General features: G+C 66.6%; 16 protein-coding genes. 4 read left to right on the top strand and 12 right to left on the bottom strand.

The features are described 5' to 3' along the window. Positions 1–68: 68 nt before the first annotated feature. A complete protein-coding gene (locus NOV74_RS10750; RefSeq protein ID WP_371748440.1) occupies positions 69–2,003 on the top strand; it encodes a transglycosylase domain-containing protein in 1,935 nt (644 codons plus the stop codon). A gap of 157 nt (positions 2,004–2,160) precedes the next feature. Here NOV74_RS10750 and NOV74_RS10745 read toward each other — a convergent pair whose 3' ends face one another. From NOV74_RS10745 to NOV74_RS10735, 3 genes are read right to left on the bottom strand one after another with little or no spacing between them, the layout of a single operon-like run. Beyond that, on the bottom strand, positions 2,161–2,571 hold the full coding sequence (locus NOV74_RS10745) for a TPM domain-containing protein (RefSeq protein WP_257312128.1): 411 nt from the start codon (positions 2,569–2,571) through the stop codon (positions 2,161–2,163). Positions 2,572–2,623: 52 nt separating this feature from the next. Continuing rightward, on the bottom strand, positions 2,624–3,355 hold the full coding sequence (locus NOV74_RS10740) for a TPM domain-containing protein (protein WP_257312126.1): 732 nt from the start codon (positions 3,353–3,355) through the stop codon (positions 2,624–2,626). 12 nt (positions 3,356–3,367) lie between these two features. Then, complete coding sequence (locus NOV74_RS10735; protein WP_257312123.1) at positions 3,368–3,979, bottom strand: LemA family protein; 612 nt, start codon at positions 3,977–3,979, stop codon at positions 3,368–3,370. A 115-nt stretch (positions 3,980–4,094) separates the two neighbouring features. On the opposite strand from NOV74_RS10735, the gene NOV74_RS10730 reads away from it, so the two are divergent. Further along, positions 4,095–4,934 carry a hypothetical protein gene (locus NOV74_RS10730; RefSeq protein WP_257312121.1) on the top strand — a complete coding sequence of 280 codons (840 nt, stop codon included), beginning with the start codon at positions 4,095–4,097 and terminating at the stop codon, positions 4,932–4,934. A 70-nt stretch (positions 4,935–5,004) separates the two neighbouring features. Next, on the top strand, positions 5,005–5,679 hold the full coding sequence (locus tag NOV74_RS10725) for an SOS response-associated peptidase (RefSeq protein WP_257312118.1): 675 nt from the start codon (positions 5,005–5,007) through the stop codon (positions 5,677–5,679). Between the two features lie 80 nt (positions 5,680–5,759). On the opposite strand, the gene NOV74_RS10720 is transcribed toward NOV74_RS10725, so the two are convergent. From NOV74_RS10720 to NOV74_RS10705, 4 genes are all read right to left on the bottom strand, one after another. Then, positions 5,760–7,460 carry a sodium:solute symporter family protein gene (locus NOV74_RS10720; RefSeq protein ID WP_257312115.1) on the bottom strand — a complete coding sequence of 567 codons (1,701 nt, stop codon included), beginning with the start codon at positions 7,458–7,460 and terminating at the stop codon, positions 5,760–5,762. 105 nt (positions 7,461–7,565) lie between these two features. Beyond that, a complete protein-coding gene (locus NOV74_RS10715; RefSeq protein WP_257312112.1) occupies positions 7,566–10,085 on the bottom strand; it encodes a PIG-L family deacetylase in 2,520 nt (839 codons plus the stop codon). A 378-nt stretch (positions 10,086–10,463) separates the two neighbouring features. After that, a complete protein-coding gene (locus NOV74_RS10710) occupies positions 10,464–11,228 on the bottom strand; it encodes a slipin family protein (RefSeq protein ID WP_257306502.1) in 765 nt (254 codons plus the stop codon). Next, positions 11,225–12,499 (bottom strand): NfeD family protein, encoded by a 1,275-nt coding sequence (locus tag NOV74_RS10705; protein ID WP_257312109.1) that lies wholly within the window; start codon positions 12,497–12,499, stop codon positions 11,225–11,227. Before NOV74_RS10705 ends, NOV74_RS10710 begins: the two co-directional genes overlap by 4 nt. A gap of 211 nt (positions 12,500–12,710) precedes the next feature. Between NOV74_RS10705 and NOV74_RS10700 the strand changes: the two genes are divergently transcribed. Next, positions 12,711–13,583: a radical SAM protein gene (locus NOV74_RS10700; protein ID WP_257312106.1), complete on the top strand. Its 873-nt coding sequence runs from the start codon at positions 12,711–12,713 to the stop codon at positions 13,581–13,583. A gap of 29 nt (positions 13,584–13,612) precedes the next feature. Here the strand turns inward: NOV74_RS10700 and NOV74_RS10695 are convergent, their stop codons facing one another. The 5 genes from NOV74_RS10695 to NOV74_RS10675 all read right to left on the bottom strand — a co-directional run bounded on the left by NOV74_RS10695 (position 13,613) and on the right by NOV74_RS10675 (position 18,892). After that, positions 13,613–15,718: a xanthine dehydrogenase family protein molybdopterin-binding subunit gene (locus NOV74_RS10695; RefSeq protein WP_257312103.1), complete on the bottom strand. Its 2,106-nt coding sequence runs from the start codon at positions 15,716–15,718 to the stop codon at positions 13,613–13,615. Beyond that, positions 15,715–16,191 (bottom strand): (2Fe-2S)-binding protein, encoded by a 477-nt coding sequence (locus NOV74_RS10690; protein WP_257312098.1) that lies wholly within the window; start codon positions 16,189–16,191, stop codon positions 15,715–15,717. The genes NOV74_RS10695 and NOV74_RS10690 overlap by 4 nt, the downstream gene beginning before the upstream one ends. Positions 16,192–16,365: 174 nt before the next feature. Beyond that, on the bottom strand, positions 16,366–16,545 hold the full coding sequence (locus tag NOV74_RS10685; protein WP_257312096.1) for a hypothetical protein: 180 nt from the start codon (positions 16,543–16,545) through the stop codon (positions 16,366–16,368). After that, positions 16,542–18,713, bottom strand: coding sequence for a ferrous iron transport protein B (feoB, locus tag NOV74_RS10680; RefSeq protein ID WP_257312093.1), 2,172 nt, complete (start codon positions 18,711–18,713; stop codon positions 16,542–16,544). Before feoB ends, NOV74_RS10685 begins: the two co-directional genes overlap by 4 nt. After that, on the bottom strand, positions 18,713–18,892 hold the full coding sequence (locus NOV74_RS10675; protein ID WP_371748433.1) for a FeoA family protein: 180 nt from the start codon (positions 18,890–18,892) through the stop codon (positions 18,713–18,715). The genes feoB and NOV74_RS10675 overlap by 1 nt, the downstream gene beginning before the upstream one ends. Positions 18,893–19,034 lie beyond the last annotated feature (142 nt).

The raw sequence follows: 19,034 nt of genomic DNA, 5'->3' as shown, positions 1-19,034 counted from the left end.
GAATGGCTCTGACCTTGACCCACTTGCAACAACCCCGCGGTGGCCGCTGGCGTCGTCTGGCGCTCCTGATGCTGGGCCTGGTCCAGGGCCTGGCCGCCTGGGGCCAGCAGGCCCAGAGCATCATCGCGACCTGTCCCCCGCTGCCGGCTGGGATCAGCTCCGTCACGGTGCTCGATAGCCACGGCCGGTACGTGGGCCGCATTCCGCCCCAAAATCGCTACTGGGTACCTCTTGAACGGATCCCCAGCTTCCTTCAGCAGGCGTTGTTGGCCGTGGAAGATGCCAGATTCTACGAGCACGGCGGCATCGATTACCGGAGCATCGCCCGGGCCGCGGTCAAGGATGTGCTCAAAGGGAAGATGGCCGAAGGCGGCTCGACCATCACCCAGCAGCTGATCAAGAACAAATACCTGAGCTCGGCCCGGACCCTGGACCGGAAACTCGAGGAAGCCAAGCTGGCCCTGGCGTTCGAGAAGCGGTACACCAAACCCCAGATCCTGGAGATGTATTTCAACGAGATCTATTTCGGGAATGGCGCCCTGGGCATTGCCCAGGCGGCCCGCCTCTATTTCGACAAGAGCCCGGAGGAACTGACCGAGGGCGAATGCATTCTCCTGGCGGGCGTGCCGAAGAACCCAGGCCGCTACAACCCCTTCGGCAAGCCGGTGGAGGTGGCGGGGCGGAGGGACATCGTCCTCAAGCGCATGGAGGATCTCCGGCTCATCTCGCACCAGCGGAGGCGGGCGCTCCAGGCCCACGGCGCCGCCACGCGTCCCCTGGGGCAGGCCCCGCAGTACCTGGCCCAGATCCGGGCGCAGCTGGTCGGACGCCTGGGGGCCGATGCCGTTGAGCAGGGGGGCTTGGAGGTGATCGCCGCCCTCGATCTGGACCTGCAACACCAGGCTGAACGGACCCTGCGGGAGGGCGTCAAGCGCCTCGCCCCTGGGCTGCAGGGCGCCCTGGTGTGCATGGATCCCGCCACGGGCGACGTCCTGGCTGCTGTTGGGGATATGGATGGGGTCCAGAACGCCCTCAACCGGGCCTTCCTTTCCAGGCGCCAGCCTGGCTCGGCGATCAAGCCCCTCATCTATGCGGCAGCCCTGGAGAAGGGCCTCACGACCGCCAGCCTCTGGAGCGATGAACCCGTGGCCTACGACGCCGGGAACGGCCGGGTCTGGAAACCCCAGAACTATGGCCACGAACACTTTGGTGAGCTCTCCCTAAGGCAGGCCTTGGCCCACTCCGACAACATCATCACGGTCAAGGTGCTGGAGGCCGTCGGAGTGCCGGCCTTCGTGGATCTTGCCGGGAAGGCGGGCCTCCCGCTGCACGCCCAGAATGGCCTCTCGCTGGCCCTGGGCACGGACGAAGTCACCCTGAAGGACCTGGTGCAGGCGTACACCCCCCTGGCCAATGGGGGCATGAAGGCCGAAGCCCGGACCATCCTCCGGATCTATGACCGCAAGCACCAGACCTGGATCGAGAACCCACCGGTCGTTTCCCAGGTGCTGTCGCCAGCGGCCTCCTTCATCACCACGCAGATGCTGAAGGATGTCCTGACCTACGGCACCGCCAAATCCCTTCGATCCTTCAGCCAGGCCCACTCCTCCGCCGGAAAGACAGGCACCACGGACAACTACGTGGACGCCTGGTTCGTCGGCTATACCCCGAACCTGGTGACGGGCATCTGGATCGGGCACGACCAGCCCAAGTCCGGCGGGAAAGGGTTCACCGGGGGAGCGGTCGCAGCCCCGATCTGGGAACGATTCATGAGCAAGGTCGTCGCCTCGCGGCCCGAGGTGGATTTCCCCCAGCCGGAGACCGTCGTGACCTGCCGCATCGACCCCACCACAGGCCTCCTGGCCCGGGATGAATGTCCCCAGAAGCTGGATGAGTTTTTCATCTCCGGCACCGAGCCGACGGACTATTGCACCGCCCATGGAGAAGTCCAGAGCGAGCCCGGGGACCGATCAGCAGGGCCAGTTCAACGCGGAGAACGGTGAGGCCGAACTTTCCGAGCTTCGGGTTATCGGCCCCATGGCCGGTACGCCACGGTCAAGGAGCCAGGGTGCCGCTCTTCCCCAGAGCCAGTCCAAGAACGCGGTGGTTTTGCGATTCCCGTTCGTGCCAAGTGCGGCAGGGCACTCATTTCAGGACGCCTCACTGGAAATCGACCCCATCCGACAACTCGTTGCGGTCCGCGGCTCCGGCGGAGGGGAAGTGGGTGGCCAGGCTGTCTCCCACCATGCGGATGCCTTCCACCAGGCCCTCGGTGAACGCCCCCCGGCGGAAATGGGAGGAAAGGCAGGTCGACACCTCGTTCCAGAAGGCCTGGCCGACCTTTTCGTGGATGCCGGTGTCGCCCAGGATGGCGAAGCGCCGGCGACTGGGCACCAGGAAGATGAGCACCGCATTGCGGTCGGCGGTGTACGCCATGCCGAGGCGGCGGAAGGCCTTGCCCGCCGTCTTTTCGACATTCCCCCAGAAAAAGGGCGCCACCGAAACCCGGATCTCCCCCGAGGTGACCTGTTCCGCCGCCCGGATGGCCGCTACAACCTGCGCCTGATCCACGCACTTCCTCAGACTTCTGCGGCTCATACCCACCATGGGGACCCTCCGTCTCTCACCATGACCCCGAGGCTCCGCCGCCGCCGGAACGGCCGCCGCCTCCGGACCAGCCGCCATCGCCACCGCCGCCGCTGCCCCGCCCCCCGGAAAGGATGTTGAACAGAAGCCAGATGGCCATGCCTGGATGCGTGACGGCCAGTACCAGGAAAGCCAAGCCCAGCACGCCGATGAGGATCCATCCGCCGAGTCCGATGGGTGGGCCGCCCCGTCGGCCCTGGTCCTGGGGTTCCCGGGCCGAGGCATCCCCGCCGACCACCTTCAGGATGCGGTCCACACCTTCGCTCAGGGCCCCATCGGCGTCTCCGTCCTTGAGGCGCGGCAGGACCGTCTCCCGGATGATCTGCGAGGCCAGGATGTCGGGCACCTGCCCCTCCAGGCCATAGCCCACTTCGATGCGGACCTTCTGGTCCCCGGTGAATACGAAAAGGACCAGGCCATCGTCCAGTCCCTGGCGGCCCACCTTCCAGGCGGCGAAGGCCCTCACCGTCCAGTCCTCCAGGGGATCCCCCCCGGTGGTGCCGCCGATCCACACCAGCACCTGGTGCCCGGTGCTCGCCTGGTAGGCCTTGAGGCGCTGGTCCAGACCCTCCCGCATGGCCGGGGAGAGCAGGTTCGATCCGTCCGTCACCCAACGCACAGGTGCGGGTGGCGGAACGGCCTGGGCCCTCAGGCACACCCCACCCCAGAGGCCCGCGAGCAAACCGATCAGGACAAGAATTCGCCGCATGGGAGCGGGTGGCTAGAAGGCGACTTTAGGCGCCACGTCAGCCCCGGCTTGGGCCTTGAAGTAGGCCCGTTCCCGGAACCGGTCGCCGAAGAACCCCGCCACCATGACTGTGGGGAAACTGTTGCGCCGGGTGTTGAAGGCTTGCGCCGCCTGGTTGAACCGCATGCGCTCCACGGCGATGCGGTTCTCCGTGCCTTCCAGCTGGGCCTGCAAGTCCCGGAAATTCTGGGTGGCCTTGAGGTCGGGATATTTCTCCACCACCACGAGCAGCCGGGACAGCGCCGAGCCCAGGCCTTCCTGGGCCTTCTGGAAATTGGCCATGGCCTCAGGGGTATCTGGCACCTTGCCGCCGGTGGAAACCTGGCCTACCTTGGCCCGGGCCTCGGTGACCGCCTGGAACGTGTCCTTCTCGAACGCCGCGGCACCCTTCACTGTTTCCACCAGGTTCGGGACCAAGTCGGACCGCCGCTGGTAGACGTTCTCCACCTGCCCCCACTGAGCGTCCACGGCCTGGCTGAGGCTGTTCAGGCCGTTGTAGGCTCCCACCGCCCCCAGGCCCAGCACCACCAGCAGCAGCACCACCAGCCCGCCGCACCCCAAGGCAATCTTGCCACCCAGTCCCATGGTTCCTCCTTCAAGGAAGTGCAGTCAGGATACTCGTTAGCGGGACCAGAGTGCGCCGAAGCGTTCAGGAAACTGGGAAGAGCCGGTCTGTTGAACGCATCCCGGTAGACTCTCCGTGCCAGGTCGACCCGAACCGAGTGCCGGATCACTCCGGAAACTTGCCCAGGCCCATGCCGAATCCGTCTTCGCCTCCTCCGCCACCTCACCCATGTTCATCACCCTCGGCCGCCTTCCGGACCATCCCTCCGCCATCGCCCGCGCGGCCCAGCTCGCGGGCCTAGCGCCGTCCGACGCGGCACGCCTGCTCGCAGGGACCTTCCCGCGCATCCTCGTGCGCGCGGCGGCGGAGCCTGACGCCCTGGTCACGGCCCTCACCGCGGAGGGCTTCCTGGCCTGGTCTTCGGATCCCGCACAGGTGCCCACCGATGCCCGCCGCATCCTGGTTCGGGGGCTCTCCTGGACGGCGGATGGGTTCCTGGCCCAGGACAGCCAGGGCGCCGTGCACACCTGCCCGTTCGCGGCCGTGCGACTGCTGCAACGCGGCGCCCGCACCCACACGTCCACCGAAGTGGAAAAGACGACGAAGCGTGAGCTGAACCTGGGCCGGGCGGTGCTCAGCGGCGGCATGATGCTGACGAAGAAGGTGACGGAAACGAAGGAGCGCACCACCCATGCCAAAGAGCCCTTCCTTCTCGTGCAACGCAGTGACGGCGCTCCGGATCTGATGATCTATGAGCACCGCATGAGCTACCAGTGCCTGGGCGCGGAGATGGCGCCGGCTACCTTGGCGAACCTCCTTCTGCTGGCGGCGCGGTTCCAGAAGCTCTGCCCGCAGGCCCCGCTGGACGACCGCGTGGGCCGCCCGGGCTTTGTCGCAGGCCTGCCGCTGATCGCCGGAGATCCCGTGGACCTGGGCCTCCACCTGGTATCGGAGGCGCGGCGGCGGGGCTGCTGATCGAGCCTGCCTGGACCAGGCTCCCCACCCAGGGCCCCAGCGCGAGCAGGATTTCGCCAGTCCGGGCATCATGCCATCCATGTGCGGCCGCTACACCTTCACCTTCGACGCCAAATCCTTGGCCGAGGCCTTCGCGCTGGTCCCCCCTGGTTTCACCATCGTGAAGGGCTACAACATCGCACCGGGCCAACACATCGTCATCGTGCGTCCCGAGCGGGATCACCTGGTGGCCGATGTCGCCCACTGGGGCCTCATTCCAGGCTGGAGCAAGGATCCCAACACCAGCCCGAAGCCATTCAATGCGCGCGCAGAGACCCTGGCCGTGAAGCCCACCTTCCGGGGCGCCTTCCGCCGCAAGCGGTGCCTCGTCCCGGCCTCGGGTTTCTATGAATGGAGGACCGAGGGCAAGGTGAAACAACCGTTCTACATCTACCCCAAGGACAATGACCTGTTTGCCTTCGCCGGGCTGATGGAGGATTGGCAGGGACCGAATGGCGAGGTGATGATCAGCGCCTGCATCATCACGATCCCGCCCAACGACCTCATGGCCGCGATTCATGGCCGGATGCCGGCCATCCTCCCCAAAACCCAGTGGAAAGCCTGGCTGGACCCGGCCGCTCAGGTGCGCGAGCTGCAGCCGCTGCTGGTGCCCTACCCCAGCGACCTGATGCGCGCCCATCCGGTGGGCCAGGCCGTAGGCAATGTCCACAACGATGGGCCGGAGTTGATTCTGCCCGTCGTTTAGGGGCCGGCGATTGCAGGGGCAACCAGGGCAGCGCGCTGGGTGGGCTGATGTTCGGCGCGAAGCCCTGGCGCCAAGCTGGGTCAGCTCGATTGGGGAAGGGCGTCCGGCGTGCGGAACAGGCTGAAAGCCCAAGCCAGGCCAACCACCGCGAGGCAACCGATGACGTTGTACCAGAGGAAGGAGATGCTGGTGAACTTGAAGCAGGCGAACACGCCGACTTCCGCGACGAGGGCGGCGTAGAAGGCCGTGCCACCCCTGGCGCGCTTGACGTAGAACGCCGTGATGAAGATGCCGAGGATGGTGCCGTAGAACAGGGACCCGAGGATGTTCACGGCCTCGATGAGGGAGCCCAGGCGGGCCGCGTACTCCGCGAAGGCCATGGCGAAGCAGCCCCAGGCGAAGGTGGCGATGCGCCCCACCCAGACCTCGCGCACGCCCCGGCTGCCCCCGATGAGGCGCCGCCACAGATCCACCACCGTGGTCGCCCCCAGGGCGCTGATCTCCCCGGACATGGAAGACATGGAGCCCGAGAACACGGCGGCGAGCACGAGGCCCACCAGCCCCGCGGGCAGGCTGCTCAGCACGTAGGCGAGGAAGATGTAGTTGACGTCGCTGGGATGGGTGCCCGGATTGGCCTTCTCGATGATCGCCAGGCCCTTCTGCCGCACCGATTCACTTTCCGCCTGGGCCTGCTGGAGCTGCTGCTTGGCGGCGGCGACCAGCCCCGCCTCCCCACCGTGGCGGGCCGCCACGAAGGCTTCGGCCCGTTGGCGCTGGACCTCCCGTGCCTTCGCGTACTCGGCCTCAGTGGCCCGGTAGGCGGGCCCATCCGGACCCGCCATGACCTGTTTCACAGGACCCGGGTTGAAGAAGAGCGGCGGCGCGTTGAACTGGTAGAAGGCGAACACCAGCACGCCGAGCAGCAGGATGAGGAACTGCAGGGGCACCTTGACCATGCCGTTCAGCAGGAGGCCGAGCCGGCTCTGGGTGACGGAACTCCCCGCCAGGTAGCGCTGCACCTGGGACTGGTCCGTGCCGAAATAGGACAGCATGAGGAAGAACCCGCCAATCAGCCCGGACCATAGGTTGTAGCGGTTATTGAGGTCGAACTTGAGGTCGATGGCATTCAGGCGCCCCAGCCCGCCCGCCACATGCAGGGCATCGCTGAGGCTCACGTGGGCCGGCAGCCGGTGCGCGGTCATCACCCCCGCGAGAATCATCCCGAAGGCGATGATCACCATCTGCGACGTATGGGCCCAGGCCACCGCCCGGGTGCCGCCCACCACGGTGTAGGTCATGACCAGCACCCCGACCAGGAGGATGTTGGCGTGGATGCTCCAGCCCAGCAGCACCGACAGGACGAGGGCGGGTGCGAAAATGGTGATGCCCACGGCGAGGCTGCGTTGGATGAGGAAGAGGCTCGCGGCGAGCAGCCGGGTCTTCAGATCGAAGCGGTTCTCCAGTATCTCGTAGGCCGTGGACACCTTCAGGCGGTGGTAGAGCGGAATGACCGTGATGGAAAGCGCAATGGCCGCGAGAGGCAGGCCGAAGTAGAACTGCACGAAGCGCATGCCATCCACGTAGGCCAGGCCTGGGGTGGAGAGGAAGGTGATCGCGCTCATCTGTGTGGCGATGATGGACAGGCCGATCAGCCACCAGCGATGATCGCGGCCGCCGCCGATGTAGCCCTCACCGGTGGTGGCACCACGCCCCTTGTAGAGGCCCCAGAGGACCACGAACAGCAGCGCGCCGCCGAGCACGATCCAGTCGATCCGGCTCATGAGAAGAACCAGGAAAACAAGCGGAAGCCCAGCACGCAGAGCAGCAGTTCGCCCAGCACGAGCAGGTAGAGGCGCTTCCAGCTCCCGAGGATGGGCGGGGCTCCCTCAGTCATGGGCATGCCCCAGGGCCAGCAGGTTGGCGAAGAGTCGGGTGGCCCCGGGCACCCCATCCGGCAGCTGGCGGAAGAAGGAAAGGCCCGTGTACACGTAGTGGCCTTTCCCGTACTTGGTCACGATCAGGGCGCCGCCATCCTCGTGTTCGCCCGGGTCGGCCATGCCCAGCAGGGCCGTGTAGCGGGCATCCCAGCCTTCGGCGTGGTAGAGGCTCCGTTCCTGCACCCAGCCGTCGAAATCCTTGGCGGTGATCTCGTTGGGCCAGTGGAACACGGGGTGGCCGGGTTGGAGGAGGCGCACCGGCACGGTCTCGACGGTGACGCGCTTCCTTCCCACTTTGAAGGGATAGGGGCCGATGGCTTCCGTGACCATGGCGGCATTGATGCCCGGGAAGCCGACGTTCACGGTGTAGAGCACCACCTCGGTGCCGCCTGCGGCGACGTAGGCGTGGAGGCGCTCCTTGAGGGTCTGCAGGGCCGGACGAGTGTTGAAGGCGCGGATACCCAGCACGATGGCGTCGAAGCGGGCGAGGTCCTCCCGGGCCAGCGCTTCGTCCGACAGGAGCTCCACCTCGTAGCCGATCCGGCGCAGGGCCTGGGGGATGTCATCGCCCGCCCCCATGACGTAGCCGATGCGGCGGCCATCGTGCTTCAGGTCGAAGCGCTCCAGGCGCGCCTTCGCTTCGGGCAGGAGCGTCTGCAGGGGGATGTGCGGATAGTCAACGGTCACGAGGCTGTGCGCGGGGAAAAAGCCCACCCCGGTGTCCACCTCAGCGCGCAGTTCCCCGGAGGCCACCGCCGCAGGCGGCGTGAGGCGGAAGGCCAATTCGCGCGCCTCCCCGGCGTGGGTCAGCGTGAAGGGTTGTTCGGCAGGCTCCACCTGCCACCCTTCAGGCACCTTCAACCGCAGCCGTCCCGCGATGGATGCCCCGCCGGCCAGCACCTTGAGGCGCACCTCCTTCGCCGTGGGCGCTTCAAACATCTGCACCGGTTCTGCGAGGTTGACCAGGGCGGCGGGCACCACGGCCAGGGGCTGGTACCGCTCGCCCAGGACCGGATCGCGGAACCGGAATTGTACTGGCACGACGACGTCGAAGGTGCCTTCCGGCAGCCTCAGGTGGGCCCTGAGGCGGAATGGCGCAGGGGATTCGGGCCGGCCCGCCCAGGCTTCGGCGCCCGGGCCCCCCAGCCAATGGGGTTGGCTGAGCGGTGTATTCATGGGCAGGGTGAAGGTGAACACTTCCTTCTCAGGTGCATTGTCAGGCAGGGGTTTCCCGGGTTTGCGCGTCTGCAGTACGCGGGCTCCTTCGGGCCGATGCGACTCCAGGGCGAGGGTATCCAGCACCAGCGGGCCGCCTTCGCGGGCCAGCACCGCGACGTTCACAGTGAGGGGGTCGCCAGGCGCCACGCGCTGCCGATCGGCGATGGCTTCCACCCAGAGACCGGCGGCGGAACGTATCGCCTCGCCCAATTCCGCGGCCTTGGCCTGGACGATGGGCTTGGTTCGGATCTCGGCGGGCAGGCCTCGCAGCTCCGTCAGCGCCCGCACGAGCTGCGGCAGGATGCGAGCAGGCTGTTCGGGGCGGAAGCCTTGTCGGGCCTCGCGCAGGAGCGCCGCAAGGCCACCGGTACCGGGAAAGCGGGACCAGGTGAGATCAACTCCGTCGAAGAGATCACTTTTCGCGGGCCGGCCTTGTAGCAGCTCGAAGCTTTCCTCCCGCTGGCCCCGCTGAGCCAGCACGCCGAACCCCTGGCTGCGATGCTGGCTGCGGCTTTCGGCGGCGAGTTCACCGTAGGAACGGCCGAGCAGCGGATCGAAGGCGCCCACGTCCAGCGTGAGGCTTCCGGCGGGGGGCTTGGGCGCATCCTCCGTGAAACGGAAGTGGTTCCACAGCAGCCGCGTGGCCTGCCAGGGCCGGAGACCAGCCTTGAGCTGCTCAGGGAAGCGGGCCGGGTCTGCCGCGGCTTTGAAGGCTTCGATGGCCAGCATGGCGGAGGCGATGTGGTGGCCGTGCCCTGCCCTCGCGTCCGGCGGGAACCGGGTGAGGATGACATCCGGCTGGAAGACACGGATGGTCCGCACCACCTCAGCGAGGACCCGGTCGTGGCCCCAGATCCGAAGGGACTCTTCCGCCGTCTTGGAAAACCCGAAATCCACCGCCGACGTGAAGAACTGCTCGGCACCATCGATCCGCCGCGCGGCCAGCAGTTCCTGGGTCCGGATGGCCGCGAGGCTATCGCCCAGTTCGTGGCCGATGAGGTTCTGGCCGCCGCCTCCTCGGGTGATGGCAAGGTAGGCCGTACGAAGGTTGCGGCCCCGGGAGAGGGTGGCGAGCACGGCGGTGTTCTCGTCATCGGGGTGGGCGGCGATATACAGGACACTGCCCACGGTCTGGAGCCGGTCGAGCTGTTTCTGCAGCTCCGCAGCGTCCCGCACCGGGACCTGGGCCTGGAGGCACGCCACCAACGTGGCCCCTAGAACGAAGACGAGGATCCGGTACAGGGTCCGCATGGACTACCGCTTGAGGCCAGCGGGAGATGGAAAAGCACCTGCGCAGGGATCGGAATTCATGAGGGTTCCTTTGGCGGAATGGCCAGCATAGCGCCAGGCCGGAAGGTTCATGGGCTCTTTCGAAGCCACCCAAGCTACCGACCTTGATGTAGAGAATCCCCTAATCTCGCTTGATGGCAGAGGCAGCCCGTGCGCTGGGCCTGCGTGAATCGCAGCCATGGCTCGGAGCGTGTTGAATGAGCCTAAATAATTGAAATAATAAATATTAGCTGCTTGACTTGGTAACCTTGGCGGTGATCTTTATCTCTGAACGCAACTCCGTATCGGGACCTCTGGGCAAGCCGGATCCAGCGATGGCTTCGCAAAGCCGGCTCCGCCCTAACCTTTCTGAATGAAAGGCCGGAAGAGCTCACTCGGCAGTGGGATGAAGCTGGTGGTGTTGTGCTCGCTGGAGATCTCCACCATGGTCTGGAGGAAGCGCAGCTGAAGCGAGATGGGCTGCTCCGCCATCATGGCGGCGGCCTGCACCATCTTCTCCGCGGCCTGGAATTCCCCCTCGGCGTTGACGACCTTGGCGCGCCGTTCGCGCTCAGCTTCGGCCTGCTTGGCCATGGCGCGTTTCATGCCATCGGGCAGCACCACGTCGCGCACCTCCACGGTGCTCACCTTCACGCCCCATGGCGCGGTCTGGCGGTCGATGATCTCCTGCAGCTGGACATTGATCTTTTCGCGATGGGCCAGCAGCTCATCCAGTTCCGACTGGCCAAGCACCTTCCGCAAGGTGGTTTGCGCGATCAGGGAGGAGGCCTTGAGGAAGTTCTCCACCTTGACCACCGCCGACTCCGGATCCACCACCCGGAAATAGACCACGGCATCCACCGTCGCCGGGACGTTGTCGCGGGTCATGACCTCCTGCTTGGGCACGTCGATGGTCACCACGCGCAGGTCCATCCGCACCATGCGGTCGATGAAGGGGATCAGGAAGATCAGACCCGGCCCCTTGGCGCCCTTGAGCTTGCCCCAGCGGAAGATCACGCCCCGTTCGTACTCACGCAGGATGCGCGCCGCCTGGGGCAGGACGATCAGTCCCAGCGCCAGGAGCACGGCGATCCAGGGGCCCAGGTACAACAGGAATTCGTTCATGGTTGCTCCTCCTTGGAAGTCCCCATCGGTTTCACCGTCAAGGTCAACCCGTTCAGGGCGACGATCTCGACTGCCTGGCCGGCCGCGATGGCCTCCGCACTGATGGCATTCCAGTACTCGCCCTCGATGAATACCTTCCCGCCGGTGGGATCGATCGGTTCCACGGCCGGGACGACCCGGCCCAGCATCGTCTCGGCGCCGGCCCTGGCGGGAAGCCGCTGGGCGCGGATGCCTGCCCCGGCCACAAAGATGAAGAACAGGGCCGTGACGACGGTAGCCGGCACCATCCATATCAGCGACAGGCGCAGGAAGGGCTCACCCCGATCGAAGAGCATGACCAGGCCGAGGAAGAAGGCGATGACGCCGCCGACCGTGAGCACACCGTGCGTTGGGGCGAACGCGTCGATGGTGAACAGCAGGATCCCCACGGCGATCAGCGCCAGCCCGGTGACATTCATCGGCAGCACCGAGGAGAGGTACAGCAGCAACAGCAGGGCGATCACGCCCACCACACCCGGCAGGATGGCCCCGGGGCTGGTGAGCTCCCCGATGATCCCGTACACCACGACCAGCATCAGGATCAGCATCACCTGGGGATGCGCGATGGCCTGGAATGCCTTCTCCCTCGCCGACATCGGGATCTCGAGAATGGCGGCCCCCGCGGTCTCCAGGCGCCGCTCACCGACCTCCCTGCCCTGGAGCTGTTTTAGCAGGTCGGACCGATCATTGGCGATGAGGTCCACCACGTTCAACTGGAGGGCTTTGTCAGCGGTGATGGAGGCGCTTTCGCGCACCGAGGCCCTGGCCCACTCGATGTTGCGATGCCGCTTCCCGGCGATGGCCTCGAGGTAGCTGGAGGCGAAATTCTCCAGCTTCTGCTTCATCACCTCATCCTGTTTTTCGCCGCCAGAGCCGATCCCGACCGGGTGCGCCGCCCCGATGCTGGTGGAGGGCGCCATCACCGCCACGTCGGCGGCCATCGTGATGAAGCACCCCGCGCTGCCGGCCCAGGCTCCCTGGGGCGACACGTACACGACGATGGGAACGGGCGACCGGAGGAAGCTCTGGATGATCTCTTTCGTGGAGTCGAGGAGTCCGCCCGGCGTGTCGAGTTCGATGATCAGGCACTCGGCCTTCTGGCCCGCGGCCTCCCCGATGGCCCGCGCGAGGTAGCCTGCCGTCGCCGGACCGATGGTCCCCTGGACCCGGGCGACACCCACCGTCCGCTCAGCGGCCTGGGATCCCCACGCCACCATGGTGATCAGAGCCATCAGGGTAGCCAGGGTCGCGAAAAGGAAACGCCAGGCTGAACACCTCAACGGTGCTGAAGATTCGACCGACCGGATCCTTCCGCGACCTGCTCGCATGGAGACCTCGCGGGAACGCGATCAGTCTACCAGGGAGGAGTATCCTGCCTCGCGCACCACCCTGCGCCTCATGCCCCTTCAACCCCTGATTCCCAGGGATGCGGGAGAATGGCTCATGCGCTACGACGAACCCCTCTTCCGCCCGCCCAGCGAGGCGGATTCGTTCATCCTGCAGGCCACCCTCGGGTGTTCGTGGAACGCCTGTAACTACTGCGCCATGTACCGGGACAAGCGCTATCGGGTGCGCCCCCTGGAGGAGGTCCTGGCAGACATCGCCGAGGCTGGCGCCCGCTACGCGGAGGAGGTGCGGCACGTCTTCGTGGCCGACGGTGATCCGCTGGGCATGGAGCTCGGCATGTGGGAGCCCATCCTGGTCGCCCTGGCCGCGGCCTTCCCCCGCTTACGGCGCGTCAGCACCTACGCGACGGCGCGCAACCTCCTGGCGAAATCAGCTGGCGATTTGAAGCGGCTCCGGGAGCTCGGACTCGCACTCCTCTACATCGGGCCAGAATCGGGCGATGACGTGACCCTCCACCGCCTTGCGAAGGGGGCCACGGCGGCGGAGCACATCGAAGCGGCGCGCAAGGCCCGAGAGGCTGGGATGGAGCAATCGCTAATCTTCCTGCTGGGCGCCGGCGGCCGCGAGCGCAGCGAAATCCATGCACGGGCTTCCGGCCAGCTCGCCACGGCAATGGATCCGCGCTTCCTCTCCACGCTGACGCTGACGGTGGTTCCCCGCACGCCCATCGCCCGGCTGGCCGAGCAGGGTCGTTTCGAGCTGCCGGATGTCCGGGGGCTGCTGACCGAGTTGCTCTGGTTCGTCGAGGAAGCCCACCCCCGCGGCGCCATTTTCCGCTCCAACCACGCCTCCAATTACCTGCCCATCGGCGGGCGGCTGCCCCGCGACCGGGACGCCATTCTGGCTGCCATCGACGCGGCGCTCGCAGGCCGAACCCAGCTGCGGCCGGAGTGGGCGCGGGGGCTGTAGGAACGACAGGGGTCGACGGTCGCGCCGTGTCAAATGTGGGTCAGGGCAGCCTTGATCCGATCCGGTGTCATGGGGAGCTGGAACAGCCTCACTCCGATGGCGTCATGGATGGCATTGGCCAGGAGGGCGCCCATGACGGTGATGGCTGGCTCGCCACCGCCCTGGGCCGGGACGTCCGGGTTGTGGATGAGGATCGTCTCAATCTTCGGGAGCCAGGAAAAACGCGGGATTCCGTAGGTGTCGAAGTTCTTCTGCAGCACATCCCCGCCCTTGAACCGGACCTCCTCTGAAAGCGCGTAGCCCAGGCCCATGGTGATGCAACCCTCCAGCTGCTGGAGGGCCCCATCGGGGTTCACCACAACTCCCATGTCCTGTGCCATGACCACCCGCTTCACCTGCACCTGGCCGGTGGTCTTGTCCACGGCCACCTCGGCCATGGCGGCCACATAGGTACCGCGGTAGACCGCGCAGGCGAGGCCCACGCCGCGGCCGCTGGGTGCTGGCTTGGGCACCCAGCGGAACCGTTCGGCGACCTGGTTCAGCACGTGGGCCATCCGGGGATCCGCGAGGTTGTCCAGCCTGAAGGCGAGGGGATCCCGGCCTGCCAGCGTGGCCAGCGCATCGATGTGCGACTCCCGCGCAAAGCCGTTGGTGTTGGCGGACGGGGCCCGCCAGGGTCCGACCCCGAAGGGGTGCATGCCCGGAGGGTTTCCGCCCTGCCAGCTGCCCGCGGAAGTGGTTCGCTGGTGCGGGATGGCATAGAAGGGCTTGGCCTCCCGCTCGCCGGCCCCCACCACCTGGCCGTCCCAGAAGGTGATCTTCCCGGAGGCGGAGAGACCCGCAAGGAGCTTGACGACGGCGGCGGGGCGGAAGGTGTCGTGGAAGAACTCCTCGGCGCGGTCCCACACCACCTGCACAGGCACCCCGGCCGCCCGCGCGAGCCGGGCTGCTTCCACGGCCTGGGGGCCGGAGCTCTTGCCTCCGAAACCACCGCCGACGAAGGGCGTGATCACCCGCACCTTCTGCGTGGGGAGGCCGAGGGCCCGGGCCACCTCGGTCCGCACGATGAACGGCGCCTGAGTACTGGCCCAGACCGTGGCCTTCCCATCGACGACCTGCGCCACGGCCGAGTGGGTCTCGATGGGGGCATGGGCCACGTAGCTGTTTAGGTAGGTGGCTTCGAGCGTCCGGGTGGCCTGACGTTCTCCCGCCCGCAGATCGCCAGCCTCGTGCACCAGCTGGGCCGGAGGCGCTGTCTTCAGCAGGTGGTCGAAGATGCTGGTGTCATCAGGGCCCGCCTCGGGATGGCTGAAGTCGGCCTTGATGGCTTGCCGAGCCTGGGTGGCCATGTCAGGGCGCTCGTGGAGCACGGCGAGCAGGTCGCCGTCCCGCACGATGCGGACGCCAGGCATCCGCTCGGCGGCGCCCGTGTCCACCCGCTGCAGCTTCGCGCCATGAACCGGCGGCCGCAGGACACACGCGTGCAAGGTGCCAGGGAGGCCGGTGTCCGCGGCGTACTTCGCCCGGCCGGTCACCTTCTCCAGGGCGTCTTTGCGCGCCGCCGACTTGCCGACGAGACGGAAGGCGGAAACTGGCTTCACGGTCACCTTCTCCAGGTGGCGCTCGATCCGCCGCCCCTGGACGAGCTGCCCGTAGCTCACCTGCAGCCTGGGCTCGCCGAGCACCGAGATGACCCCATCCTTCACCTGCAGACGCTCCGCCGGCACCGACCACTTCTCGCCCGCCATCTGGAGCAGCACGGCCCGGGCTTCGGCCGCGGCGCCACGCAGGACGGGACCGAACTGCCAGATGCTCAAGGAACCGAAGGTGCCCATGTCCCAGGGGCAGAGGTCCGTATCACCCATGACCATGTCCACCTGGTCCAACGCCACATCCAGTTCCTCGGCGAGAAGCATGGCCAGGGCCGTCATGGCCCCCTGGCCCAGCTCCACTTTGCCCACCAGGCAGGTGACGCGGTCATCGGGACCGATCCTGAGGTAGGCGTTGAAGTCCTTGGGATAGCCCGGCCGGGCGGCGGTCTGTTCCGTCTCCTGCGCCTGGAGGGATCCTTCAAGCGGGAACCAGAGCACCAGGCCCGCGGCGCCGGTGGCCAGGAGGAAGTCGCGGCGCTTCATGCCACACCTGCCTTTCGGGACGCCACAGCCTCGATGGCATCCAGGATGCGGACATGGGAACCGCAGCGGCAGAGATTCCCTTCCAGGTGCTGGCGGATCTGGTCGCGGGAGGGTCGCGGTTTCTTTAGCAGCAGTGCGTAGGCGCTCAGGATCATGCCGGACGTGCAGAACCCGCACTGGAAGGCATGGTGGTCGAGGAAGGCCTGCTGCAGCGCGTGGAGGCGGCCGTTCTTCGCCAAGCCTTCGATGGTGGTCACCTGTTTCCCGGCCACGGCCTTGAGGGAAACCGAGCAGGCATGCACGGCCTCCCCATCCAGGAGCACCGTACAGGCCCCGCACAGGGACTCACCACAGCCGAACTTGGTGCCCGTGAGCGCCAAGTCGGAACGCAGCACCCACAGGAGCCTCCGTTCATCGTCCGTGGTCAGGTTCACGCGTTTCCCGTTGAGCCTGAAGGAAATCGGCTTGATCATGGGCACCTCCGGCTGGGCCACACGGACGGTGCATCCGCAAATGGGGCAGCCCTCCAGGGCGTGGCAGACGGAAACACCGGAGGGACCCGGAATGGACCGCACGTGCGCAGCACTGTCCTCCCGATCCCGGTTAGCTGTCAACCCTGGCTGGGAGTTCGGGGTCTGGGGATGGGCTCAGGCGCGGGGATGGCTGGAGGACGGACGGACCGGAGCCTGAAAAGGGCACCGCTTCGAACAGGTGCCACAACCCGAGGCGCAGCCGTCCTTTTCCTTGAAATCCTCGATGATGCCCCACAGGAACCAGAGGGCTGAGGCACCCGCCATGGCGGCGGCGGCAAGGAGCTGGAGACTCATACGAACCCCATCCAGCGGCCGGCCACCACGGTGACCCAGGCCAAGCCCCAACCCAGGACCAGGCCGTAGGCGACCGTGAACCCGGCCCAGCCCCAGCTCCCCGCCTCGCGGCGGATCATGGCGATGGTGCCCAGGCAGGGCGTGTAGATCAGGGTGAAGACCATGAAGGCCAGAGCCGTGAGGGGGCTCAGGCCCGAGTTGTCGCGCAGCGCCACCTGGAGCGGGCTGAGGCGCTCGCCCACCTTGGGCTCATCACTGGCCTGATGAATGACGGCCATGGTGGAGACCACGATCTCCTTGGCGACAAAGCCCGCCGTGAGGGCGATGACATCCTTCCAGGCCTCCGGTCGCTTGTGGTCGGGGTCCAGGATGGGCTGGAGGAGGGGCGACGCCTTCTGGCCGAGCCGCGCCGCCAGACTTGTGTTCACGATGTGGCTTTCGTGGGCCAGCTGGAGGGCCTTCAGCCGGTCCTCCGTCTCAGTGGCAGGTAGCTTCAGGGCCTGCACGGCCAGACGCTGATCCTGGTACTGGGCCGTCCATTCCCGGTTGGCGATGCCCGGATAGCGGGAAAGAAACCAGATCAGCGTGGCACCCGCGAAGATGGTGGTGCCGGCGCGGGTGAGGAAGATGGAACCCTTCTCCCACATATGGATGGCCGTTGCCCTCAGGACCGGCAGCCGGTAGGGCGGCAGTTCCATCACGAAGGGGGAGCTGGGACCGTGGAAGAGGGCGCTGCGGAGCATCCGGCCCATGAGCACCGCCAAGCCCAGACCCAGGAAGTGCATGCCGATGATGGCCAGCGCGGCCTTGAAGGGCGTAAAGAAGGTCCCGGCGATGACGATGTAGACCTGCAGCCGCGCCGAGCAGCTCACCAGCGGCGTGACGAGGATCGTGATGAGCCGGTCCTGGGGGCTTTCGATGGTGCGGGCGGCCTGGATGGCGGGCACGTTGCAGCCGCTGCCCATGATGAGGGGGATGAAGCTCTTCCCATGCAGGCCCATGACGTGCATGAGCCGGTCCATGATGAAGGCCGCCCGGGCCATGTAGCCCGTGTCCTCCAGGAAGGCGATGCAGCCCATGAGGATCATGATCACGGGCACGAAGACGATCACTGCGCTCACGCCCGGGATGACGCCGTCCACCAGCAGGCTGGTGAGCTCGCCGGCGGGCAGCCGCGCCTCGGCGAATCCCGACAAGGCCTTGAAGCCCTCCGCAATCCAGTCCTGGGGAATCTTCCCCAGGATGAAAGACAGGGAGTACACCAGGGCCAGGATGCCCACGAAGATCGGAATACCCAGCCACCGGTTGGTGAGCACCGCATCGAGCCGGGACGTGGGCGTCCGGCGATCATCCGCGGCCGAGGCCACTTCCTTCACCAGACCGTGGGCGAAGCCATAGCGGCGTTCAGCGATCAGCGTGGCTCCATCGGCGCCCAGATGGGGCTCGAGGAACGCGAAGCTCTTCGTTAGTTGCTGGCCAATGGCCTCACTGGCGTGGCTCTCAGTTACAAGGCGCTTGGCATCCGCGTTGTTCTCCAGCAGCTGGAGGGCCAGCCAGCGCGGAGGCATGGACGCTTCGAGCTGCTCGTCCCGGCCGATCTCGGTTTCAAGCTTGGCCAGCTCACCTTCGATATCGTGGCCGTAGTCCACGGTGATGCGGCGGCAACGGCTGGTTTCACCCCGGGCCATGGCCGCCAGGAGGGCTTTGAGCTCGGGGATGCCCTGCTCACGGTTGCCCACGGTGGGAATCACGGGGCCGCCCAGCAAGGTCTCCAGGGCCGCCAGGTCGATGTGGACACCACGGTTCTCCGCGTCGTCCACCATGTTCAGGACGAACGCGACGGGCTTGCCCAGCTCCAGCAGCTGGGTGCTGAGGTAGAGATTGCGCTCCAGGTTCGAAGCGTCGAGCACGTTCAGGACCAGATCCACCTCGGGGGAGGCCAGGAACTTGGCGGCGACCCGTTCATCCTCACTGCGGGCCGCCAGGGAATAGGTGCCTGGGAGGTCCACCACCTCCAGGGTCGAGCCTTCCTGCTCGAAGGTCCCACTGCGACGCTCCACCGTAACGCCGGGCCAGTTGCCCACATGGTGGCGCGCCCCGGTGAGGGCATTGAACAGCGTCGTCTTCCCGCAGTTGGGATTCCCTGCGAGGGCGATGGTGAGGGACATCAGGCCACCCGGTGCACGAGGATGCAGGAGCTCTCGTCCCGCCGCAGCGAGAGGTGGTACCCCTTGATCACGAGTTCCATGGGATCACCCAGGGGGGCGAGTTTCTCCACCCGCAGCCGCACCCCCCGGATGAAGCCCATCTCTAACAGGCGCTGACGGATAGGACCCTGGGCCTTCACCTGGACCACCTCCCCCTGGTCCCCCGGCTGAAGGTCACTCAGAGGGATTAATAGATTTTGAGTCATAATCTCAACTCCGTGATCCAGTTTAGCCCAGCCTCAGAGTGCTACAAGGTCCAAGTCAAAGGATGTGATCTCCGTC

It is taken from the genome of Geothrix fuzhouensis, assembly GCF_024609325.1.
GTDB classification, from domain to species: Bacteria; Acidobacteriota; Holophagae; order Holophagales; family Holophagaceae; genus Geothrix; species Geothrix fuzhouensis.
The sequence above is the reverse complement of the archived record's forward strand: the minus strand, read 5'-3'. Positions and strand labels throughout refer to the sequence as shown.